We start from the raw sequence: 23176 nt of genomic DNA, 5'->3' as shown, positions 1-23176 counted from the left end.
TCACGCGGGGTCACGGCCCGGCGCGGGGGCTCAGTCCTTGGCGGCCGTGATGGCCTCGGTGGCCTGCGGGAGGACGGTGAAGAGGTCTCCCACGACACCGAAGTCGACGAGCTCGAAGATCGGGGCCTCGTTGTCCTTGTTGACGGCCACGATCGTCTTGGACGTCTGCATGCCGGCGCGGTGCTGGATGGCACCGGAGATGCCGCACGCGACGTAGAGCTGCGGGCTCACCTGCTTGCCGGTCTGGCCGACCTGTGAGGTGTGGGGGTACCAGCCGGCGTCGACCGCGGCGCGCGAGGCACCGACGGCGGCGCCGAGCGAGTCGGCGAAGTCCTCGACCTTGGAGAAGTCGCCGCCGGTGCCGCGGCCACCGGAGACCACGATCGCGGCCTCGGTCAGCTCGGGGCGGCCGGTGGCCTGCTTCGGCTTGGACTCCGTGATCTTCGCGCCCTTGGCCGCCTCGGACGGCGTGAAGTCGACGACCTCGTCGCTCATCTGACTGGCCGCACCCGCGACCTCCTCGGGGGCGGCCGAGTTGGGCTTGACGGCGACGATGGGCGTGCCCTTCGTGACCGTGGCCGACACGGTGTAGGAGCCGGCGAAGACCGACTGCGTCGTCGCGACGCCGCCGCTGCCGTCACCAGTGGCCTGGACGTCGACGGCGTCGGTGATCAGGCCCGACTCGGTCTTGACGGCGAGACGCGCGGCGATCTCCTTGCCCTCCGGCGAGGACGGCACGAGGACCGCGGCCGGGGACGTCGAGGCGACGAGCTGCGCGAGCAGCTCGGCCTGCGGGACGACGAGGTGCTCGAGCACCTCGGGCGACTCGACGCGGTAGACCTTCTCGGCGCCGAAGCGGGCGAGGGTCTCCTTGGCGGCGTCGAAGCCGGAGCCGACGAAGACGGCGGACGGCTCACCGAGGCGGCGGGCGATCGTCAGCAGCTCGGACGTGGTCTTGCGGACCTTGCCCTCGACGTGGTCGACGAGCACGAGTACTTCAGCCATGGTGCGGATCTCCTTTGCTGGCTGGGAAGGGGCAGGTCAGACGAACTTGCGCTCGGTGAGGAACGCGGCGAGCTTGCTGCCGCCGTCGCCCTCGTCGGCGACGATCTCGCCCTGGGAGCGCGGCGGGCGGGCGGCGAAGGACTCGACCTTCGTCCAGGCGGCGTCGAGGCCGACCTGCGCGGCGTCCACGCCGAGGTCGGCGAGGGTCCACTGCTCGACGGGCTTCTTCTTCGCGGCCATGATCCCCTTGAACGAGGGGTAGCGCGGCTCGTTGATCTGGTCGGTGACCGAGACGAGGGCCGGCAGCGTGGCGGTGATCGTCTGGGTCGAGGCGTCGCCGTCGCGGCGGATCGTCGCCGTGGTGCCCTCGACGGTGAGCTCGGACGCGAACGTCACGGCCGGCAGGCCGAGGCGCTCGGCGAGCATCGCGGGGACGACCCCCATGCTGCCGTCGGTCGAGGCCATGCCGGTGACGACGAGGTCGACAGCCGTGTCAGCGCCGATCTTCTTGATGGCCTCGGCGAGGACGAGCGAGGTCGCGATGGCGTCGGAGCCGTGGATGGCGTCGTCGTTGACGTGCACACCCTTGTCGGCGCCCATCTGCAGGGCCTTCTTGATGGCGTCGGCAGCGGCGTCGGGGCCGACCGTCAGGACGGTGACCTCACCCTCGCCGGCCTCGACGATCTTGAGGGCCTCCTCGACGGCGTACTCGTCGAGCTCCGACAGCAGACCGTCGACGTTCTCGCGGTCGGTCGTGTTGTCAGATGCGTTGAACGTGCGCTCGGCCTGGGCGTCCGGCACGTGCTTGACACAGACGACGATGTTCATGGGTGAACGTCCTCTTCCGTTGCTGGTGGTGGTGCTCATGGAACTGCCGGAGGTCGCTCCGGCACTGCCGTCCATCCTCTCACTGAGCGCCCGCTCAGTCCGCACGCCCGTGGCGTGACGCTCACCACCAGACCGTCGACGTATGCCGTCCGCCATCTCGCAGGGGCGACCGCAGCCACGGGTCGCCGCCGGACGCCGTCGCCAAAACGGTTTGTCGACGGGCACATCCCGTGCAGAGGATGGGGCGCATGTCGCACACCACCGCTGACCGTCCGGCCCCGCGCGTCGCCCTCGTCACCGGCGTCGGGAGGCGGCGCTCGATCGGGTCCGAGCTCGCGCTCGGGCTGGCCGCCGACGGGTGGGACCTCGCCCTCGGCCACTGGCAGCCGTACGACGAGAGACTCGGCTACGAGCGAGGCACCGACGACCCCGCCGCCGTCGCCGAGGAGTGCCGGGCGCTGGGTCGTCGGGTCGAGCTGCTGCCCGGTGACCTCGCGGACCCGGCCGTCCCGGAGGCCCTCGTCGCGGCGTCGACCGATCGGCTCGGCCCCCTGACCGGGCTCGTCATGTCGCACTGCGAGTCGGTCGACAGCGGGATCCTCACGACCTCGCTCGAGAGCTGGGAGCGGCACTACGCCGTCAACGCCCGCGCCACCTGGCTGCTCGTCCGCGCGTTCGCCGAACGGCTGCCGGAGCAGCCGCCGGGTGGGCCGCCGGCCGCGCACGTCGTGGCCCTAACGAGCGACCACACGGCGCACAACCTGCCCTACGGCTCGAGCAAGGGCGCGCTCGACCGCATCGTCATCGCGGCGGCGATCGAGCTGGCCGACCGCGGGGTGCGGGCCAACGTCGTCAACCCCGGGCCCATCGACACGGGCTGGATGGACGAGCGGATCCGGGCGCTCGGGGTGGCCGACACCCCGGCCGGGCGGCTCGGCACGCCACGGGACACGGCGGACCTCGTGCGCTTCCTGCTGTCGGAGCAGGGCGGGTGGATCAACGGCCAGCTCCTCCTCAGCAACGGCGGCTTCAGGACCTCCTGACCACGACCGCGCCGTGGCGCACTCCCGCGCCGACAGGTCAGGCGGGGTCGGTGTCGGCGGCCTCGACGACGTGGAAGGCCGGCTCCTCGTAGGGGTGGGCGGCCCGGAGCGCCGCCACGACGTCGGCGCGGCGGGCCCGCTCCAGCGTGACCTCGACGCGGTTCTCGGAGACCTTCTCGAGCTCGCCGACGGCGCCGATGGTCGGGTTCGCGCCCTCGAGGGGCCGGAACTGGCCGGTGCCGCGGGTGACGAAGGCGCAGTCGCGGTAGTCACCGACCGCCCCCGCCCCGGCGTCGAAGAGGGCCCGCAGCAGGGCGTCGGTGTCGCCCACGGGGACGTAGACGACGAGGACGTCGAGGGGGCCGCGTCCCACCGGCGCGGTCACGGTCGGCTCCCCCGGATGCGCTCGAGGCGGACCCACCGGCACCGGCCCGGCGAGCCCGCCTCGATCGGCGGACGGGTGCGGGTCATCGACCCTCGAACTGCGCCTTGCCGGGACCGTGCTCGACGAACGAGGACATCCCGATCTCGCGGTCCTTCGTCGCGAAGAGCGACGCGAAGAGCAGCCGCTCGATCTCCAGGCCCGTCTCGAGGTCGACCTCGAGACCCCGGTCGATGGCCTCCTTGGCAGCGCGGACGGCATACGACGCCGCTCCGACGAAGGTGGACGCCCACGCGCGGGACGCGGTGTAGACGTCGACGGCGGGCACGACCTTGTCGGCGAGGCCGATGGCGAGCGCCTCCTCGGCGTCGACGAAGCGGCCGCTGAAGATGATCTCCTTGGCGCGCGAGGCGCCGACGAGCCGCGAGAGGCGCTGCGTGCCGCCCGCGCCGGGGATGATGCCGAGGAGGATCTCGGGCTGGCCGAGCTTCGCGTCGTCCGCGACCACGCGGAAGTCGCACGCGAGGGCGAGCTCGCAGCCACCACCGAGCGCGTACCCGGTGATCGCGGCGATGACCGGCTTGGGGATGCGTGCCACGGCGCTGATCGAGCTCATGAGCGGACCGGAGCGCTCGACCATGTCGGTGTACGACATCGTCTGCATCTCCTTGATGTCCGCCCCGGCCGCGAAGACCCGCTCACCGCCGTAGACGATGACGGCCTTGACGTCGGTGCGCGCGGTCGCCTCGGCGGCGGCCTCGCGGATCTCCTCCTGGACCTGGACGTTGAGGGCGTTCATCTTCGGCCGGTCGAGGCGGATCGTGCCGATGCCGTCCTCGACCTCGAGCCGGACGAACTCGCCCATCAGGCGTCGCCGGGCGTGCCCGCGGGCGCGTCGTCGATCGGCAGCCAGGACTGGAAGAAGAAGCCGACGCTCTGGAGGATGTGGTTGACCGACAGCGGCACGAGGATGTCGAGGTCGGCGTTCGGGGTGACGACGTGCTCGGCGGACACGACGAGGCTCTCCTGGACGAGCGAGAGCTTGACGATGTTGAGCTGCATCGTCAGGTCGTTGCAGCGGGCGAGGCGCTCGTTGCGGTCGGACGAGACGGGCTCGGCCAGCTGCCACTGGCCGAAGAAGCGGACGAGGGCGAGGTCGCCCTCCGCGACACGGGCGAAGAGGGTGGTGCTCGTGCCCTGGTCGTCCACGATGGCGAACTCGAGGTCGCCGTCGCCGTCGATGCTCGCCTCGATGCCGAGGCCCTTCAGGACGTCGAGGATGCGGTCGCGCACGGGCGCGTCACTGACGGGGGCTCCGTTGGGGCCGGCGTCGGGGGCGCTCGGCATGAAGTTGGGCAGCGAAGTCGGATCGGTCATGCGCCAACCGTAACGAGACTGCGCGGCGAGGTCGATCCGGCCCGTGCGTGTGATCGCCCACCCCCTACGCTCAGACACATGTGCCCGCCCCCTCCCGCGACGCCCGACCTGCCTCCCGAGCTCGGGGTCAGGCTCACCGCCGACGGGGCGCAGTTCGCCGTCTACGCCGGCCACGCCCGGGGTGTCGAGGTCTGCCTCTTCGACACCGCCGCCGACGGCAGCGAGACGGAGCGTCGGGTGCCGCTGCGCCACCGGGCGCACGGGACGTGGTTCGACACGGTGCCCGGGGTCGGGGTCGGGCAGCGCTACGCCTTCCGCGTCGACGGCGACTGGGACCCCGACCGATCCCTCCTGCACAACCCGGCCAAGCTGCTCCTCGACCCCTACGCCCGGGCCATCGAGGGCGGGGTGCACCTCGACCCGGCCGTCTACGCCCACCACGTGGGCCCGGACCTGCGCGGTGACCTGTGGGTCCGCGACGACCGCGACTCGGCGCCGCACCTGCCGCGCTGCGTCATCGTCGAGGACGAGTTCGACTGGGGCACTGACGATTTCCCGCGACGCTCGCTCACCGAGTCGCTCATCTACGAGGTCCACGTCAAGAACGCCACGAAGCTGCACCCGGGCGTCCCCGAGGCCCTCCGGGGAACGTATGCCGGCCTGGCCCACCCCGCCTTCGTCGACCACCTGCTCGGGCTGGGTGTCACCGCGGTCGAGCTCCTCCCGGTCCACACCTTCACGCACGAGCCCGACCTCGTGCTGCGCGGGCTGACGAACCACTGGGGCTACAACACGCTCGGCTTCTTCTCGCCGCACGCCGCCTACGCGTCGACAGCGGACCCGCAGGGCGCGCTCGACGAGTTCAAGACGATGGTCAGGGACCTCCACGCCGCCGGGATCGAGGTGCTCCTCGACGTCGTCTACAACCACACGGCCGAGAACGCCCGCGAGGGGATGACGCTCTCCTGGCGCGGGCTGGACCAGCGGGCGTACTACCGCGTCGACGGCCGCGGCCGCGACATCGACGTCACCGGATGCGGCAACACCCTCGACCTCACCCACCCCGTCGTCTCGCGGATGGTGCTCGACTCGCTGCGCTACTGGGTGCAGGAGTTCCACGTCGACGGCTTCCGTTTCGACCTCGCCGTCGCCCTCGGTCGCGGCAGGGACGACGGCTACGACCGCGACCACCCCTTCCTCGTGGCGCTGCGCACCGACCCCGTGCTCTCCCGCGCCAAGCTCGTGGCCGAGCCGTGGGACCTCGGTCTCCACGGCTGGCGCACCGGGCAGTTCCCGCCGCCCTTCTCGGAGTGGAACGACCGCTACCGCGACGCGACCCGCACCTTCTGGCTGCGCGACCTGGCCGCCTCCGCGTCGGGCGGTGTCGGCCACGGCGTCCGCGAGCTGGCGACGCGCCTGGCCGGGTCCCAGGACCTCTTCGACCACCATGACCGCGGCACCATCGCCTCGGTCAACTTCGTCACCGCCCACGACGGCTTCACGCTCGCCGACCTCACGTCCTACGACACGAAGCACAACGGCGCCAACGGCCACAGCGGTGCGGACGGGTCCAACGACAACCGGTCGTGGAACCACGGCGTCGAGGGTCGCACCGACGACCCCGACATCACGGCGGCGCGACGCCGCACGATCCGCAACCTGCTCGGCACGCTCCTGCTGTCGACGGGGGTGCCGATGGTCAACGCCGGCGACGAGGTGGGGCGCAGCCAGCGCGGCAACAACAACCCCTACTCGCAGGACAACGAGATCAGCTGGATGTCGTGGGACCTCGAGCCCTGGCAGGAGGACCTCCTCGCGACCACCCGGCACCTCGTCCGGCTGCGTCACGAGCACCCGGTGCTCCGGCAGCGGGCGTTCTTCTCCGGCAGGCAGGTCCACGCCGACGGTTCGACGGACCTCGCCTGGTTCGCCGCCGACGGGCTCCCCATGGAAGAGCGCTGGGACGGCCCGGCCGCGCACGTGCTCCAGGCCCTCTACGAGGGCACGCGGCTCGCTCAGCAGTCGGTGCTCGTCGTCGTCAACGGGGCGGCCCACCCGGCCGAGGTCACGCTGCCCAAGGCCCCCGGCGCGACGGCATACGACCTGCTCTGGGACAGCGCCGACGACCGACCCGCTCCCCCGGGCGATCCCGTCCCCGCGGGCACCACCATCACGATGCTGGCCGCGTCGATGCGCGTCTGGAGCTCGACCGACGGACGCCCCTCGGTCGCAGACCTCGCCTGAGCCGGGCGGCATCGTCGCTCGCGCCTCCCGGTGCGCCGCGCAACGGTCGCCCGTCGGCGCCCGACCCTGACGCACGGAAGAGCCCGGACCCTGTGGGTCCGGGCTCTTCTCGTGTCCGGTCGGTGCCTCAGGCGTTGCGCGCCAGACCCAGCTCGGCCGGGCCGGCCAGGCCGGCGTGCTGGGGCACGACGCGGACGCTGTAGCCGAACGAACCGGTGCGGCGCAGCGGCTGCGAGCCGGCGAACTGGTGCCGACCGTCCTGGTAGGACTCGACGAGGTGGAGCGGGGCGACCTCCACACCCCACAGCTCGTCGACGTCGTTGACGTGGCCGTGGACGAGCTGGACCTCGACGTCGTCGGGAGTCAGCCCGTCGAGCGCGACGTAGGCACGCAGGTCGAGGACGTCGCCGATCTGCGGCGAGTCCGACAGGCCCGACGGCTCGACGTGCTCGACCTTGACCTTCGGCCAGGCGGCGCGGATCTTCGTCTTGTAGGCCGCGAGCTCCTTGGCACCGGCGAACTCCGAGCCCGCGACCGAGCGACCGGCACCGGCCGCGGGGCTGTAGAGCTGCTCGGTGTAGTCCTGCACCATGCGGCTCGCGAGCACCTTCGGGCCGAGCGTCTTCAGGGTGTGGGTCATCATGTCGATCCAGCCCTGCGGCAGGCCGGCGGCATCGCGGTCGTAGAACTTCGCGGCGACGTCGTTCTCGATGAGGTCGTAGAGCGCCGAGGCCTCGATGTCGTCACGCCGGTCGGCGTCCTCGACCCCGTCGGCCGTCGGGATGGCCCAGCCGTTGCGGCCGTCGAACCACTCGTCCCACCAGCCGTCGAGGATCGAGAGGTTGAGACCACCGTTGAGCGCGGCCTTCATGCCGGACGTACCGCACGCCTCGAACGGGCGCAGCGGGTTGTTGAGCCAGACGTCGCAGCCCGGGTAGAGGTGCTGGGCCATCGCGATGTCGTAGTTGGGCAGGAAGACGATGCGGTGGCGCACCTCGGGGTCGTCGGCGAAGCGGACCATCTCCTGGATGAGGCGCTTGCCGGTCTCGTCGGCGGGGTGCGACTTGCCGGCGATGACGAGCTGCACCGGACGCTCCGGGTGGAGCAGCAGGCGCTTGAGCCGCTCGGGGTCGCGGAGCATGAGCGTGAGGCGCTTGTAGGTCGGCACGCGGCGGGCGAAGCCGATCGTCAGCACGTCGGGGTCGAGGATGTCCTCCACCCAGCCGAGCTCGGCGTCGCTCGCGCCACGCTTCTGCCAGGAGGCCTTGACGCGACGGCGGGCGTCGGCGACGAGCTTCTCGCGCATCTCGCGCTTGGTCGACCACACGGCGTCGGCGGGCACCTCGTCGATGCGGTCCCAAGCGTTCTCGCCGGCGATGTCGGCCGTGCCGAGGTGCTTGCGGGCGACGTCGTAGACGGCGCGGTCGACCCACGTCGGGGCGTGGACACCGTTGGTGATGCTGGAGATCGGGACCTCGACGTCGTCGAAGCCCGGCCACAGGCCGTCAAACATCTCGCGGCTCACGACGCCGTGCAGCTGGGACACGCCGTTGGCGCGCTGCGCGAGACGCAGGCCCATGACGGCCATGTTGAAGATGCCCGGCTGGCCACCCTCGTAGTCCTCGGCCCCGAGGGCGAGCAGCCGCTCGACCGGCACGCCGGGGATGGCGTTGGCGCCGCCGAAGAAGAGGTTGATCTTCGCGGCGTCGAAGCGGTCGATCCCGGCGGGCACCGGCGTGTGCGTCGTGAAGACGGTCGCCGCCCGGACGGCCTCGAGCGCCTCGTCGAAGGTCAGCCCGTGGTCGCGGACGAGCTCGGTGATGCGCTCGACGCCGAGGAAGCCGGCGTGGCCCTCGTTGGTGTGGTAGACCTCCGGCGTCGGGTCGCCGGACAGTCGCGACCAGAGGCGCAGCGCGCGGACGCCGCCGATGCCGAGGAGCAGCTCCTGCTCGAGGCGGGTGTCGCCGCCGCCGCCGTAGAGCGACTCGGTGACCTTGCGGGTCTGCTCGTCGTTGCCGGGCACGTCCGAGTCGAGCAGCAGCAGGGGCACGCGGCCGACCTGCGCCTTCCAGACGTGCGCGTGCAGCTGGCGACCGGCGGGCAGGCTGACGGTGACGACAGCGGGCGTGCCGTCCTCCTCGCGCAGCAGCGACAGCGGGAGGCCGTCGGGGTCGAGCACCGGGTAGGTCTCGACCTGCCAGCCGTCGCGGTTGAGCGACTGCTTGAAGTAGCCGGTCTTGTAGAAGAGCCCGACGCCGACGATGGGCACGCCGAGGTCCGACGCGGTCTTCAGGTGGTCGCCGGCGAGGATGCCGAGACCGCCGGAGTACTGCGGCAGCACGGACGTGATGCCGAACTCGGGGCTGAAGTACGCGATCGCGGCGGGGGCGGCCTTGCCGGCGACCTCCTGCTCGCGGCTCCACGACTGGTACCAGCGCTCGTCGGAGAGGTAGTGGTGCAGGTCCTCGTTGGCGGCCACGACGCTGCCGACGACGTCGTCGTCGGCAGCCAGGGAGGCGAGCTCGTCGGAGGACAGGCGGGACAGGAGCTTGACGGGGTCCTCACCGGCCTGCGCCCACTTGCGGGGGCTGATGCTCTCGAACAGGTCGCGGGTCGGCGGGTGCCAGGACCAGCGCAGGTTGCTCGCGAGGACGCCGAGTCCCTCGATGCGGCTCGGCAGGACGGTACGGACGCTGAAGCGACGGATGGCCTTCACAAGGGGACAGCATAGGGGTCTCCATGTCGGCTTCTTGCAACCCTTGCAGCGAGGTTTCACCCACCGGACGGACGCGCACCGCCTCATGGGCCAAACGCTGCAACTTCGATACGGTCGATCACGTGACTGGCTCAGCGAAGAAGCCCCGTTCCAGCAAGCCGAACCGCGTGCGCAGCGCCGCCCCCCAAGCACCACGACGCGACGATGCCACCCCGACCGCAGACACCGCGTTCGTCGACGACACCGAGGCAGGAGCGGTTCACCTCGCCCCCGACCACCCCGTGAGCGCCCCGCCCACCGTCGAGGGCATGCCGGGTGGCGCCCTCCCGATGGGACGCATCCCCGTCAGCGACGTCCGCCCGCTCGTCGACGGGGGCACGCGCCCGGCGAAGTCGGTCGTCGGCGAGGAGTTCACCGTCCGGGCCAAGGTCTTCCGCGAGGGCCACGACGCCGTCAACGCGACGGCCGTGCTCACCGATCCCGACGGCACCGACCACTACTTCGCGATGCACAGCGTCAACCCCGGTCTGTCCGAGTGGGCCGCCACCGTCGTCGCCGACCGCGAGGGCTGGTGGACCTACCGCGTCGAGGGCTGGTCCGACCCCTACGCGACGTGGGTCCACGACGCCGGCATCAAGATCGCCGCCGGCGTCGACGAGGACCTCATGTGCGCCGAGGGCGTCCGCGTGCTCGAGCGCTTCGCCGACGCCGTCCGCGGCCTCGGTGTCGACGCCTCCGAGATCGACAAGGGCGTCGTCGCCCTCAGCGACAACCGGGCCCCCGCCGCCCACCGCTTCGGAGCGGCGACCTCACCCGAGATCACGGGACTCGCCGCGCTCGTGCCGCTGCGCGAGTTCGTGTCGACCTCACCGGCATACACCCTGCTCGTCGAGCGCGAGCGCGCGCTCTACGGCGCCTGGTACGAGATCTTCCCCCGCTCCGAGGGGGCGCACCGCGACGAGAAGACCGGCGACTGGGTCTCCGGGACCTTCCGGTCCGCAGCGAAGCGGCTGCCCGCGATCGCCGACATGGGCTTCGACGTCGTCTACCTGACACCGATCCACCCGATCGGCACGACGGCGCGCAAGGGTCGCAACAACACCCTCACCGCCCAGCCCGGCGATCCCGGATCCCCTTATGCCATCGGCTCGCCCGACGGGGGGCACGACGCCCTCCACCCCGACCTCGGGACGTTCGACGACTTCGACTACTTCGTCGCCGAGGCGCGCCGCGTCGGCATGGAGGTGGCGCTCGACATCGCGCTCCAGGCCTCTCCTGACCACCCGTGGGTCCAGACGCACCCCGACCTCTTCACGACCCGGGCCGACGGCACCATCGCCTACGCCGAGAACCCGCCGAAGAAGTACCAGGACATCTACCCGCTCAACTTCGACAACGACCCCGCGGGGTCCTACGCCGAGGTGCGCCGGGTCATCCAGGTCTGGCTCGACCACGGCGTGCGCATCTTCCGCGTCGACAACCCCCACACCAAGCCGGTCGCCTTCTGGCAGTGGCTGATCGCCGACGTCGCCCAGGAGCACCCCGACACGATCTGGCTGTCCGAGGCGTTCACGAAGCCGGCGATGATGCACCACCTCGCCAAGGCCGGCTTCCAGCAGAGCTACACCTACTACGCCTGGCGCAACGCGAAGTGGGAGCTCGAGGAGTACGGCACCGAGCTCGCCGGCGAGGGCACCGGGTCGGCCTACATGCGACCGGCGTTCTGGCCGACGACGCACGACATCCTCACCCCTTACATGCAGTACGGCGGGCCCACCGCGTGGAAGCTCCGCGCCGCGGTCGCCGCGACGATGTCGCCGACCTACGGCATCTACGCCGGCTACGAGCTGATGGAGCACGTCGCACGCCCGGGGGCCGAGGAGCAGATCGACAACGAGAAGTACGAGTACAAGGACCGCCAGTGGTACCTCTACGAACCGGGCGGCCCCCTCGAGAGCCGCTCGCTCGCCTGGTACCTCAAGCGGCTCAACGACATCCGCGGCTGGCACCCCGCGCTGCACTGGCTGCGCAACCTGCGCTTCCACGCGGCCGACGACGAGAACGTCATGGTCTTCAGCAAGACCCGCGTGGTCGACCGGGCCACCGGCGAGCGCGACACCGTCCTCGTCATCGCCAACCTCGACCCGCACGCCACCCGTGAGACGTGGGTGCACCTCGACATGGAGGCACTGGGTATGGCCACGTGGTCGACGTTCGACGCGCACGACCACATCACGAACCAGACGTGGGAGTGGCGCCAGGACAACTTCGTGCGGCTCGGTCCCGACTCCGAGCCCGTCCACATCATCCACGTGAGGAGCCACTGACGCATGCAGGGCCTCAACCTGTCCCAGCCCGGCCTGAAGCACGACCCGCAGTGGTTCAAGAAGGCGGTCTTCTACGAGGTGCTCGTCCGCGCCTTCGCCGACTCGAAGGGTTCTGGCGCCGGTGACTTCACCGGCCTGATCAACCGGCTCGACTACCTCCAGTGGCTCGGTGTCGACTGCCTGTGGCTGCCGCCCTTCTACGCGTCTCCGCTCCGGGACGGCGGCTACGACATCGCGGACTACAAGGCGGTCCTGCCCGAGTTCGGGACGCTGCCCGAGTTCACCGAGCTCGTCTCGCAGGCGCACGCCCGCGGCATCCGCATCGTCACCGACTTCGTCATGAACCACACGAGCGACCAGCACCCGTGGTTCCAGGCGAGCCGCGCGGAGCCCGACGGTCCCTACGGCGACTTCTACGTCTGGTCCGACACCGACGACGGCTACGACGACGCGCGCATCATCTTCGTCGACACCGAGGTGTCCAACTGGACATTCGACCCGGTCCGCCGGCAGTTCTTCTGGCACCGCTTCTTCAGCCACCAGCCCGACCTCAACTTCGAGAACGAGGCCGTGCAGGAGGCGATGTTCGACATCGTGCGCTTCTGGATGGACCTCGGCATCGACGGCTTCCGTCTCGACGCGGTCCCCTACCTCTTCGAGGAGGAGGGCACGAACTGCGAGAACCTCCCGCGCACACACGAGTTCCTCGCCAGGCTGCGCGCCATGGTCGACGCCGAGTACCCCGGCCGGATCCTGCTCGCGGAGGCCAACCAGCCGCCCGCCGAGGTCGTCGACTACTTCGGCTCCGAGGAGGCGCCGGAGTGCCAGATGTGCTTCCACTTCCCGGTCATGCCGCGGCTCTACTACTCCCTCCGCGAGGAGACCGCCGCGCCGATCATCGACGTGCTCGCGGACACCCCGGCCATCCCGAGCGGCACGCAGTGGGGCACCTTCCTGCGCAACCACGACGAGCTGACGCTCGAGATGGTGACGCCCGAGGAGCGGGCCGCGATGTACGGCTGGTACGCCCCCGACCCGCGCATGCGCGCCAACGTCGGCATCCGACGCCGGCTCGCTCCCCTGCTCGACAACTCACGGCCCGAGATCGAGCTCATCCACGCGTTGATCCTGTCGCTGCCGGGGTCGCCGTGCCTCTACTACGGCGACGAGATCGGGATGGGCGACAACATCTGGCTCACCGACCGCGACGCGGTGCGCACCCCGATGCAGTGGACCCCCGACCGCAACGCCGGCTTCTCGAGCGTCGACCCGGGCAAGCTCTACCTTCCGGTCATCTCGAGCCTCGTCTACCACTACAACAACATCAACGTCGAGGCGCAGATGGCCTCCTCGGCCTCCCTGCTCCACTGGGTACGCGGCATGCTCCAGGTCCGCGGACGCCACCCCGTCTTCGGGCTCGGCGACTTCACGGTGGTCGAGGCCGACAACGACGCCATCCTCTCGTTCACGCGCACGATGGAGGCCGACGGCAACGAGCCCGGCGAGGCCGTGCTCTGCGTCAACAACCTCTCGAGCCGACCGCAGGCCGCGACGATCCAGCTCCCGGAGCACCTCGCGGGCCGCGAGCTGATCGACCTGTTCGGCGGCAGCGGCTTCCCCTGGGTGGCGAGCGACGGCCGGGTCACGCTGACGCTCGGCTCCCGCGACTTCTTCTGGCTCCGCCTGCGGGGCGGGGAGGACCACGGCTGATGGCCATCGTGCACAAGGGCGCGTCGATCGTGCCGACCAAGACCGAGATGGTCACCGAGTGGATGCCGCGCCAGCGGTGGTACCACGGCAAGGGCCACGTGCCGCAGCTGCGCCGCGTCGGCGGCTTCCGCTTCGAGGACCCGGAGGGCGAGGTCGGGTGCGAGACTCTCCTGCTCGCCGACGAGGCCGTCGCCCCCGCTGTCGTGTACCAGGTGCCGCTCACCTACCGCGCCGCCCCGCTCGACGGCGCCGAGCGCGCCCTGCTGGGCACGATGGAGCACAGCGTCCTCGGCACGCGCTGGGTCTACGACGGACCGCACGACCCCGTCTACGTCTCCCAGCTCATGGCGACGATCCTCGGGTCCGGCGTCTCCGACGAGGCGCAGGCGTCGGTGGGCAGCAACGCCCTCGCCACCGGCTCCTCGACGGGCCATGCCGAGGGCTCCGTGTCGTCGTCGACCGTGCTGACCGGCGAGCAGTCCAACACCTCGATCATCTGCCGCATGGCCGCCCCCGGCGGCGGCCCGGCCGAGCCGGTCATCGTCAAGGTCTTCCGCACCCTCCAGGACGGCGACAACCCCGACGTCATCGTGCAGTCCGCCCTGACCGAGGAGGGCTCCGACCGCGTCCCGATGGCCATCGGCCACCTGGCGGGCGCCTGGGACGCGCCGACCGGTGGCCCGGAGATGCGCGGCCACCTCGCGTTCGCGCAGGAGTTCATCCCGGGCGTCGAGGACGCCTGGCGGGTGGCGCTCGTCGCGGCCGCCTCGGGCACGGACTTCACGGGCCGGGCCCGCGACCTCGGCGTCGTGACCGCGCAGATCCACACGGCTCTCGCGCACTCGCTCGGCACCCACGAGGTGACTCCCGAGGCCCGCGAGGCGGTCGTGACGTCGATGCACCAGCGGTATGCCGCCGCCGTGGCCCTCGTGCCCGACCTCGCGTCCCGCTCGGCCGCCGTCGAGCGCGTCGTCGCGTCCGTGCGCGACGTCCACTGGCCGCCCCTGCAGCGGATCCACGGCGACTACCACCTCGGCCAGGTGCTCGACGTGGCCGAGCGCGGGTGGGTGGCCCTCGACTTCGAGGGTGAGCCGCTGCGCCCGCTCGCCGAACGCGTCCGCCCTGACCTCACGGCGCGCGACGTCGCCGGCATGCTGCGCTCGTTCGACTACGCCGCCGGCTCCGTCGCGCTGGCCGAGTCGCCCGTCGACGCGACGGCCTGGGCCGCAGCCTGCCGCACCGCCTTCCTCGACGGGTACGCCTCCGTCGCAGGTGCGCCCGACGCCGACGCCCAGGCCCTGACGCGCGCGCTCGAGCTCGACAAGGCGCTCTACGAGGTGGTCTACGAGGCCCGCAACCGGCCCTCGTGGCTGCCGATCCCGCTCGGCGCCGTCGAGCGACTCACCACCGAGGAAGGCACGCCATGACCACCGAGACCGCCCACGGTCCCTCCCTCGACGATGCCGCCATCACGGCGTTCCTCCAGGGCCGCAACGGCCAGCCGCACGACCTGCTCGGCCACCACGTCGGCCCGGGCGGCCTGACGATCACGGCCTACCGTCCGTTCGCGACGCGCGTCGGCGCCCGGCTCGACTCGGGCGAGCGGGTCGACCTGCAGCACGTCCGCGACGGCATCTGGTCGATGACCTCGCCCGACTTCGGCACGACGCACGACTACCGCCTCCTCGTCGAGTACGGCGACGGCGTCGAGCACGAGCAGGACGACCCCTACCGGTTCGCCCCGACGCTCGGCGAGATCGACCGCCACCTCATCAACGAGGGACGCCACGAGCAGCTGTGGACCGTCCTCGGGGCGCACGTGCGCCAGTACCCGGGCCCTCTCGGTGACGTCTGGGGTGTCTCCTTCGCCGTGTGGGCGCCACGCGCCAAGGCCGTCCACGTCATCGGCGACTTCAACGACTGGGACCGCCGCTCGCACCCCATGCGGGCGCTCGGCGAGAGCGGCATCTGGGAGCTCTTCCTGCCCGGCGCCCAGGAGGGGATGAACTACCAGTTCGCCGTGCGCGGCCCGGACGAGCTCGTCCGGCTCAAGAGCGACCCGATGGCGCGGATGACGGAGGTCGCGCCCAAGCAGGCGGCCATCGTCACCGAGACCCACTACGACTGGCGCGACGACGACTGGATGGAGCGCCGCCGCACGAGCAACGCCCACCAGGGACCGATGAGCATCTACGAGGTCCACCTCGGATCGTGGCGCCAGGAGCTCGGCTATCGCGGGCTCGCCGAGCACCTCGTCAACTACGTGCGCGACCTGGGGTTCACCCACGTCGAGCTCCTCCCCGTCATGGAGCACCCGTACGTCCCGTCGTGGGGCTACCACGTCACGGGCTACTACGCGCCGAGCTCACGCTGGGGGCGACCCGACGACTTCCGCTTCCTCGTCGACGAGCTGCACCGGGCCGGCATCGGGGTGCTGCTCGACTGGGTGCCCGGGCACTTCGCCACCGACGAGTGGGCCCTCGCGCGTTTTGACGGCCTGCCGCTCTACGAGCACCCGGACCCCCGCAAGGGCTGGCACCCCGAGTGGGGCTCCAACATCTTCGACTACGGCCGGCCCGAGGTGCGCAACTTCCTCGTCGCCAACGCCATCTACTGGCTCGAGGAGTTCCACCTCGACGGACTGCGCGTCGACGGCGTGGCCTCGATGCTCTACCTCGACTACGCCCGCGACGCCGGGGCGTGGGTGCCCAACAAGGACGGGGGGCGCGAGAACCTCGAGGCCGTCGAGCTGCTCAAGGAGACCAACGGCACCGCGTACAAGCGGGTCGGCGGCATCGTCACGATCGCCGAGGAGTCGACGACGTGGCCGGGCGTCACGAAGCCGACCAACGAGGGCGGCCTCGGCTTCGGCTTCAAGTGGAACATGGGCTGGATGAACGACTCGCTGAAGTACCTCGGCGAGGAGCCCATCTACCGCAGCTACCACCACGGCAAGCTGACCTTCTCGCTCATGTACGCGTTCGACGAGAACTTCGTGCTGCCGATCAGCCACGACGAGGTCGTCCACGGCAAGGGCTCGCTGCTGCGCAAGTCGCGGGGTCCGCGCGAGGAGCAGGTCGCGACGCTGCGGGCCTTCCTCGCCTACCTGTGGTGCCACCCCGGCAAGCAGCTGCTCTTCATGGGCTGCGAGTTCGGGCAGGAGTCCGAGTGGTCCGAGGGCCGCAGCCTCGACTGGTGGCTGCTCGAGCAACCGCTCCACTACCGCGTCCACAACCTCGTCAAGGACCTCAACGGCCTGTACCGGGGCAACCGTGCGCTGTGGGAGCTCGACGCCGACCGCTCGGGCTTCGAGTGGCTCGAGGCCGACGACGCGGCCCACAACACGTTCTCGTGGCTGCGCTTCGGCACCGGCGACCGGGCAACCGACGCACCCGTGGTCGCGTGCGTCATGAACTTCAGCGGCGAGACGCAGCAGTCCTACCGGATCGGCCTGCCGCGCGGCGGGAGGTGGACGGTCGTCCTCGACACCGCGGGCTACCACCCGGACGCCCCGAGCAGCACCGGCATCGTCGTCGAGGCACGCGAGGAGGCCTGGCACCAGCAGCCGTATGCCGCCGACCTGACGGTCCCGCGCCTGTCGACCGTCTGGCTCGTCCCCGTCGACGAGCCCACCGCCCCGGACCTCCCCGCCGGGACCGGCTCGGGCGACGACGCCGTCCCGACGACGAACGGAGACCCCTCATGACCCACCCACGCGCAGGCCAGCCGGCCGAGGCGCAGGACCTCGTCGACGTCGACGCCCTCATCGGGGCCTACTACGACCGGCACCCCGACGTCGACGACCCCGACCAGCAGGTCGCGTTCGGGACGTCGGGCCACCGGGGCTCGAGCCTGCGCACCGCCTTCAACGAGGACCACATCCTCGCCACGACGCAAGCGATCGTCGACTACCGCGTCTCGCAGGGCTTCGACGGGCCCCTCTTCATCGGTCGCGATACGCACGGGCTGTCCGAGCCCGCCTGGCGCTCGGCCCTCGAGGTGCTCGTCGCCAACGGGGTGCAGGTGCTCGTCGACGACCGGGACGGCTTCACGCCCACCCCCGCCGTCTCCCACGCCATCCTGCGCGCCAACCGCGGGAAGGCTTCGGGGGCAAGCGGTCTCGCCGACGGCATCGTCGTGACGCCGTCACACAACCCGCCGGCCGACGGCGGTTTCAAGTACAACCCGCCGCACGGCGGCCCGGCCGACACCGATGCGACGTCCGTCATCGCCACGCGCGCCAACGACCTGATCCGCGGTGGCCTGACGGACGTCAAGCGGGTCCCCTTCGACAAGGCGAGGGACGAGGCCGGCTCCTACGACTTCATGGGCACCTACGTCGACGACCTCCCGAACGTCGTCGACCTCGCGCGCATCCGCGAGGCCGGCGTCCGCATCGGCGCCGACCCGCTGGGTGGCGCGGCCGTGGCCTACTGGGGCGAGATCGGCGAACGTCACGGCCTCGACCTCACCGTCGTCAACCCGCGCGTCGACCCCCAGTGGGCGTTCATGACGCTCGACTGGGACGGCAAGATCCGGATGGACTGCAGCTCCCCGTCCGCGATGGCCTCGCTCATCCACGCCAAGGACGCCTACGACATCTCGACGGGCAACGACGCCGATGCCGACCGGCACGGCATCGTCACGCCCGACGCGGGTCTCATGAACCCCAACCACTACCTTGCCGTCGCCATCCAGTACCTCTACGGCGGGGCCCGGCCGGACTGGCCCGCGACCACCGCCATCGGCAAGACCCTCGTGTCGTCCTCGATGATCGACCGCGTCGCGTCCGACCTCGGCCGGACGCTCCTCGAGGTCCCGGTCGGCTTCAAGTGGTTCGTGCCCGGGCTGCTCGACGGCTCGGTGGGCTTCGGCGGCGAGGAGTCCGCCGGCGCGAGCTTCCTGCGCCGGGACGGCGCGGTCTGGTCGACCGACAAGGACGGCATCCTGCTCGCGCTGCTGGCCTCGGAGATCCTCGCGGCCACAGGCAGCACCCCCAGCCAGCACTACGCCGAGCTCACCGCGCGACACGGCGACCCGGCATACGCCCGCATCGACGCGGCTGCGTCACGCGAGGAGAAGGCCAAGCTCGGCGCCCTCTCCCCCGACGACGTGACGGCCGAGACCCTTGCGGGCGAGCCGATCACGGGCAAGCTGACCGAGGCGCCGGGCAACGGGGCCAGGATCGGCGGCCTCAAGGTGACGACCGACAGCGCCTGGTTCGCCGCGCGCCCGTCGGGCACCGAGGACGTCTACAAGATCTATGCCGAGTCCTTCCAGGGCGCCGAACACCTCGCGCGCGTCCAGGCCGAGGCCAAGGACGTCGTCTCGGCGGCCCTCGGAGGATGAGCGAGGCCGGCCCCGACCCGGCCCGGGGCCGGCTCTTCCTCGTCACCGGTCCCGACGCCGTCGAGCGCGTCGCCGTGGCGGTGTCACTGGCGCGAGCGCTCGACCGGAGTGCCGTCGTCGACGGCGAGGTGATCGACGGCATGCTCGTGTCGGGGCGGATGCCCACCGACGGCCCCCTGACCGCCGAGCGACTCGGCCAGCTGCTGCTGCGGTGGTCGGCGGCGCTCGCTGCGGCGGAGACCTTCCAGCTCGAGGGCTTCGACGCCGTCGTCACCGATGACGTGCAGGGCGCCCATCTCGAGGACTTCCTCGACCTCGCCGCCCCCGAGACGGTCCATCTCGTCGTGCTGCGGCACCCGTCGCTCGCGCCCGACACCCCGCGTTGGGGACTCTGGGTCGACGATGACGACCGGTCGGCCGAGGAGACGAGCACGCACGTCCTGGACCACCTGGACGACACCCGGGTCGTCACCGCCGAGCCGGGCTGACAGCTCAGCGGCGGCTCGGCGGTGACGTGCGCTCAGAACGGCGGGGTCACTCCGCACGCCTCGAACGACCCGACGATCGCTCCGCCGTAGGCGTCGAAGAGGTGATCGATGCCCTTGCCGTCGCTGTGGAGCCACTCGTTCTTGTTCTTGGCCCCGATGACGCCGTCGCTCCCTCGGGCGCCCTTGACCATCAGCGTGAAGGTCAGCGGCGATCCGGTTGCGGAGTAGGCCTCGTAGATGCAGGCGCCGTCCTCCTCCGAATAGAGGCCGGCGGCCACGTCACCGGCAATCAGGTCCGCGATGGCGATCGTGACCCACGCCTGCGAGTGGCTGCCCGCACTGGCGTTCCCCTGCTCCGAACGACTGGCGTTGAAGCACTCGTGCGCCCAGGCCCCCACACCGGATCCGGCGACCAGCATTCCCGAGAGTGCGAGTGCGCCCATGGCGCGGCCTGCAACTCGTCCCATCATGATTTTCACCCTCCAGGCAACGTCCGCTCCCCGAGCGGCCCCTGTGGACCGAACGACGTCCTTCGATGGTGACCCATCCGGACACTGGCGTCAGCAGATATCCCGAATCGGTGGTCCGCAGCGGCCATCCAGCCGCGGCTGGATGGCCGTCGAAGAGCGGGCGACGTGGTGACATCCGTTCAGCCACGGCTGGATTGCCGGCCCGGCGCGCGACCGCTCAGAAGAGAGCGCTCATGAGCGACTTGCGGGCCTTGACGACCCTTTCGTCGCTCGTGCCGACCACCTCGAAGAGCTCGACGAGGTGCTCGCGAGCCGTGTTGCGGTCGGCGTCAGCCGTGACCCGCACGGTGTCGATGAGGCGCATGAAGGCGTCCTCGACGTGGCCGCCGAGCAGGTCCAGGTCGGCGACGAGGATCTGCGCGTCGACGTCGGTCGGGGCGGCGGCCGCTGCGGCTCGAGCCGCCTGGAGGTCGGCGCCGTGCGTGCGCTGCATGAGCCCGACCTGGGCGAGGCCGAGCTTGGCGTCGGTGTCGGCGGGGCTCTGCGCGAGAGCCTCGCGGTAGGCAGCGGCGGCCCCGTCGAGGTCGCCCGACTCGATGGCGTCGAAGGCCTGCTGGTGCAGCGGGGGCAGCGGCTGCTCCTCCTGCGCCTCGTCCGCTGCCGCCGGGGCGTCGTCGCCCACTGTGACGGTGCCGGTGACCCCGTGCTGCCCCGCGAGCTGCAGCACCTGGTCGATGACGGCCGTGACCTGCGCCTCGGGCTGCACGCCCTCGAAGAGCGGTACCGGCTGGCTCTGCACGAACGCGAAGCTCACCGGGACGGCCTGGACCTGGAAGGCCTGCAGGATCGTGGGGTTCGCGTCGACGTCGACGGTCACGAGCTGGAAGCGACCCGCGTAGCGGCGGGCCACCGAGCCGAGCGTCGTGACGAAGTCGGCCGACTCCTGCAGTCGTGGCGACCAGAGCACCATGACGACGGGGTGCCGGTCGGACGCGGCGATGACGTCGCGGATCGAGGCGTCAGTGCCCTCGATGACGAGGCCGGCACCGTCCGCGGTGGTGGAGGCCGCGCCGGAGGCGGGGCCAGCCGGCTGGGCCGGACGCTTGAGCGATGACAGGTCGACGGCACCGCGAAGTGCTGCTGCGGTGAATGGCTGGTGACTCATAGATCAATCCTGCCTCACCGACCCGAGCCGGCGACGAGCTGGTCCGATGCGGCGACGATGCGCGCCGGCCCGGACGCAGGGATGACGATGGCGACGATCTCGTTGGAGGTCAGGTTGGCCTCCGTCGTGATCTGCTTGATGCCGGTCAGGAGCGTCAGGTCCTTGGCCGGCGTCAGCTTGACGGGCGTCCGCATGGCGATGGCGTCGTTGCGCACGAGGTGGGCGAAGACGATGGCGCCGTTGCCGTCCTTGAGGCGCAGGCCGCCGAGGACGCCCTTGGGCTCGTGCTCCTGGGTGAAGGCGCCCTGGTTGTTGAGGGCCTGCGACTGGGCGCGAGCCGACTGGCGCAGCTGCTCCGAGAGCGGGTCGTCGGCCAGCACCTTGGTCGTCGTCGGGTCGGGGTACTTCACCGAGGCCGCGAACGCCGAGACGACGTCGTCGGGCTTGGCGCTGAGGCCCTTGCCGTCCGCGATGGCGGCCGAGCCGTCGCTCGTCGGGTCGAGGGCGTCGAGCTTGGCGTCCGGGAGCATCGGCGTGACGGCCGCCGCCTTGAACCCCGTGCCCGACGTGTCGCCGACGAGCAGCACGAGGACGGCGGCGCCGGTCTTCTTCAGGGTCGTCTGGGCGAGCACCTGGGCCGGGTTGTCCCCCGCGCGCGAGAGGGCGAGGACCTTGACACCCGTCGTGGCCAGCTCGGCATCGGCCTTCTCCGCAGCGGTCCGCCCCGGGAGCGTCTTGGCGTACGCGTTGGCGGACTGGAGCGCGGCGCCGACGAAGGCCTTCTGCCGTGCTGCCCGGCCTGCCGCCGTGGCGTCGAGCGACGACGTCGCCGCAGCCCTGACCGCCGAGGCTGCGGAGCTGTCCGCGACGTCCGCGGCGACCACGGGGGTGACGGAGACGCCGGTGCCGGCGGTGCCGTCGTCGGAGTTGCCGGTGCAGGCAGAGAGCATGGCAGCGCAGGCGAGCGCGGCGGCAAGAGCACGTCGACGAGTCGCGGTGCGGGGCATGGAAGAGCCTTTCGATGACACAGGGGGACCGGCCGATCACGCTCGGCCGCGACCCACGATACGCACGGACCGTGCTGCTTCCCCAATCCGCGGTAGCGGCTCGCCGAGGACATTTCCGGACACTACCGACGCGGATCGTGCACGGGCGCCCTCCCCGTGTCAGGCCGGTCACGTCGGGGTTCTGCGCCCTCTGCCCGTCATGCGCAGAGTGTCCTGCACCCGTCAGGCGCGACGGACCATCCGGATCTCCGGGGTGCCGGTCGCCGGGTGCACGTCACGCCCGCCCTCGTCGACGAAGCCGCGGCGTGTGTAGAAGGCCCTGGCCCGTGCGTTGCCCTCGATGACCCAGAGGGTCGCGTCGCGGTCGCCCACGAGGCGGTCGAGCAGCTGGTCCGCCAGGCCGGTGCCACGAGCGCGCGCGGCGAGGTTGACGGCATACAGCTCCCACTCGGTGGGGGCGTCCTCGTCCCGGGTCGGGCCCGCACTGCCGAACCCGGCGAGGCGTCCCTGGGGGTCGACGACGACGAGCGTGCGCTCGGGCGCGTCCTCGGGCCGGGCGGCGCTCTCACGCCAGCGGTCCGCGCAGCGCTCGTCGCTCAGCCCGTCGAGGTAGTCCGCCGGCATGACACCGGCGTACGCGTCGCGCCAGACCGCCATGTGCACCCGGGCGAGCTCGTCGCAGTCCTCGGGCGCGAGCGGTCGGAGCTCCCAGTCGCCGTCAGTCATCCTGCTGACGGCCGAGCGCATCCTCGAGCCGATCGAGCTTGCCGTCGAGCTCGCCGGTCCAGCCCGGACGGATGTCGGCCTTGAGCACGAGCCCGACACGCGGCGAGGTCTCCGCCAGCACGTCGCAGCACTGCTTCACGACAGCCATGCACTCGTCCCACTCCCCCTCGATCGTCGTGAACATCGCGTCGGTGCGGTGCGGCAGACCCGAGTCGCGCACGACGCGGATGGCTCGGGCGACGGCGTCGGACACCGATCCGGTGTCGTCGGCCGCGACGGTGGGGGCGACGGAGAAGGCGATCAGCATGACCCCACCGTATGCCGCCGCCGTCCTCGTCG

General features: G+C 71.3%; 19 protein-coding genes. 8 read left to right on the top strand and 11 right to left on the bottom strand.

Annotation, left to right across the window (positions count from 1 at the left end):
* Positions 1–30: 30 nt before the first annotated feature.
* Both ASG96_RS09175 and ASG96_RS09170 read right to left on the bottom strand, forming a co-directional pair.
* Positions 31–1005 carry an electron transfer flavoprotein subunit alpha/FixB family protein gene (locus tag ASG96_RS09175; RefSeq protein ID WP_056753570.1) on the bottom strand — a complete coding sequence of 325 codons (975 nt, stop codon included), beginning with the start codon at positions 1003–1005 and terminating at the stop codon, positions 31–33.
* A gap of 36 nt (positions 1006–1041) precedes the next feature.
* Positions 1042–1833: an electron transfer flavoprotein subunit beta/FixA family protein gene (locus tag ASG96_RS09170; protein ID WP_056753567.1), complete on the bottom strand. Its 792-nt coding sequence runs from the start codon at positions 1831–1833 to the stop codon at positions 1042–1044.
* Positions 1834–2081: 248 nt separating this feature from the next.
* Here ASG96_RS09170 and ASG96_RS09165 point away from each other — a divergent pair, with 248 nt between their 5' ends.
* Positions 2082–2876 (top strand): SDR family oxidoreductase, encoded by a 795-nt coding sequence (locus tag ASG96_RS09165; RefSeq protein WP_056753565.1) that lies wholly within the window; start codon positions 2082–2084, stop codon positions 2874–2876.
* Between the two features lie 37 nt (positions 2877–2913).
* On the opposite strand, the gene ASG96_RS09160 is transcribed toward ASG96_RS09165, so the two are convergent.
* From ASG96_RS09160 to ASG96_RS09150, 3 genes are all read right to left on the bottom strand, one after another.
* Positions 2914–3261, bottom strand: a complete 348-nt coding sequence (locus tag ASG96_RS09160) for a hypothetical protein (protein ID WP_056753559.1) — start codon at positions 3259–3261, stop codon at positions 2914–2916.
* An 82-nt stretch (positions 3262–3343) separates the two neighbouring features.
* A complete protein-coding gene (locus tag ASG96_RS09155; RefSeq protein ID WP_056753556.1) occupies positions 3344–4123 on the bottom strand; it encodes an enoyl-CoA hydratase/isomerase family protein in 780 nt (259 codons plus the stop codon).
* Entirely contained in the window at positions 4123–4635 is a 513-nt protein-coding gene (locus ASG96_RS09150) for a hypothetical protein (protein WP_056753554.1), read from the bottom strand. The genes ASG96_RS09155 and ASG96_RS09150 overlap by 1 nt, the downstream gene beginning before the upstream one ends.
* 78 nt (positions 4636–4713) lie before the next feature.
* Between ASG96_RS09150 and glgX the strand changes: the two genes are divergently transcribed.
* A complete protein-coding gene (gene glgX, locus ASG96_RS09145; RefSeq protein ID WP_056753552.1) occupies positions 4714–6879 on the top strand; it encodes a glycogen debranching protein GlgX in 2166 nt (721 codons plus the stop codon).
* Positions 6880–7006: 127 nt separating this feature from the next.
* Here glgX and glgP read toward each other — a convergent pair whose 3' ends face one another.
* Positions 7007–9595, bottom strand: coding sequence for an alpha-glucan family phosphorylase (gene glgP, locus ASG96_RS09140; RefSeq protein WP_057587789.1), 2589 nt, complete (start codon positions 9593–9595; stop codon positions 7007–7009).
* 308 nt (positions 9596–9903) lie between these two features.
* Here glgP and ASG96_RS09135 point away from each other — a divergent pair, with 308 nt between their 5' ends.
* From ASG96_RS09135 to ASG96_RS09110, 6 genes are read left to right on the top strand one after another with little or no spacing between them, the layout of a single operon-like run.
* Positions 9904–11922 (top strand): alpha-1,4-glucan--maltose-1-phosphate maltosyltransferase, encoded by a 2019-nt coding sequence (locus ASG96_RS09135; protein WP_057588375.1) that lies wholly within the window; start codon positions 9904–9906, stop codon positions 11920–11922.
* 3 nt (positions 11923–11925) lie between these two features.
* On the top strand, positions 11926–13632 hold the full coding sequence (gene treS / locus ASG96_RS09130; protein WP_056753542.1) for a maltose alpha-D-glucosyltransferase: 1707 nt from the start codon (positions 11926–11928) through the stop codon (positions 13630–13632).
* Positions 13632–15059, top strand: coding sequence for a hypothetical protein (locus tag ASG96_RS09125; RefSeq protein ID WP_057587788.1), 1428 nt, complete (start codon positions 13632–13634; stop codon positions 15057–15059). Before treS ends, ASG96_RS09125 begins: the two co-directional genes overlap by 1 nt.
* Positions 15056–17338, top strand: coding sequence for a 1,4-alpha-glucan branching protein GlgB (gene glgB, locus ASG96_RS09120; RefSeq protein ID WP_056753538.1), 2283 nt, complete (start codon positions 15056–15058; stop codon positions 17336–17338). The genes ASG96_RS09125 and glgB overlap by 4 nt, the downstream gene beginning before the upstream one ends.
* Positions 17335–18981 (top strand): phosphoglucomutase (alpha-D-glucose-1,6-bisphosphate-dependent), encoded by a 1647-nt coding sequence (pgm, locus tag ASG96_RS09115; RefSeq protein WP_057587787.1) that lies wholly within the window; start codon positions 17335–17337, stop codon positions 18979–18981. The genes glgB and pgm overlap by 4 nt, the downstream gene beginning before the upstream one ends.
* Complete coding sequence (locus tag ASG96_RS09110) at positions 18978–19469, top strand: hypothetical protein (protein WP_057587786.1); 492 nt, start codon at positions 18978–18980, stop codon at positions 19467–19469. Before pgm ends, ASG96_RS09110 begins: the two co-directional genes overlap by 4 nt.
* 32 nt (positions 19470–19501) lie before the next feature.
* On the opposite strand, the gene ASG96_RS09105 is transcribed toward ASG96_RS09110, so the two are convergent.
* The 5 genes from ASG96_RS09105 to ASG96_RS09085 form a co-directional block, all read right to left on the bottom strand.
* Positions 19502–19939, bottom strand: a complete 438-nt coding sequence (locus ASG96_RS09105; RefSeq protein WP_157610757.1) for a hypothetical protein — start codon at positions 19937–19939, stop codon at positions 19502–19504.
* Between the two features lie 217 nt (positions 19940–20156).
* Positions 20157–21104 (bottom strand): tetratricopeptide repeat protein, encoded by a 948-nt coding sequence (locus tag ASG96_RS09100; protein ID WP_057587785.1) that lies wholly within the window; start codon positions 21102–21104, stop codon positions 20157–20159.
* Positions 21105–21118: 14 nt separating this feature from the next.
* The gene (locus ASG96_RS09095; protein ID WP_235509121.1) at positions 21119–22111 is read right to left on the bottom strand and encodes a hypothetical protein; all 993 of its coding nucleotides are present in this window, start codon (positions 22109–22111) and stop codon (positions 21119–21121) included.
* A gap of 222 nt (positions 22112–22333) precedes the next feature.
* Complete coding sequence (locus ASG96_RS09090) at positions 22334–22837, bottom strand: GNAT family N-acetyltransferase (protein ID WP_057587784.1); 504 nt, start codon at positions 22835–22837, stop codon at positions 22334–22336.
* Positions 22830–23144, bottom strand: coding sequence for a thiamine-binding protein (locus ASG96_RS09085; protein WP_056753523.1), 315 nt, complete (start codon positions 23142–23144; stop codon positions 22830–22832). Before ASG96_RS09085 ends, ASG96_RS09090 begins: the two co-directional genes overlap by 8 nt.
* Between the last annotated feature and the right edge of the window lie 32 nt (positions 23145–23176).

The sequence above is a fragment of the Terrabacter sp. Soil810 genome, assembly GCF_001429645.1.
Classification (GTDB): Bacteria; Actinomycetota; Actinomycetes; order Actinomycetales; family Dermatophilaceae; genus Terrabacter.
The sequence above is the reverse complement of the archived record's forward strand: the minus strand, read 5'-3'. Positions and strand labels throughout refer to the sequence as shown.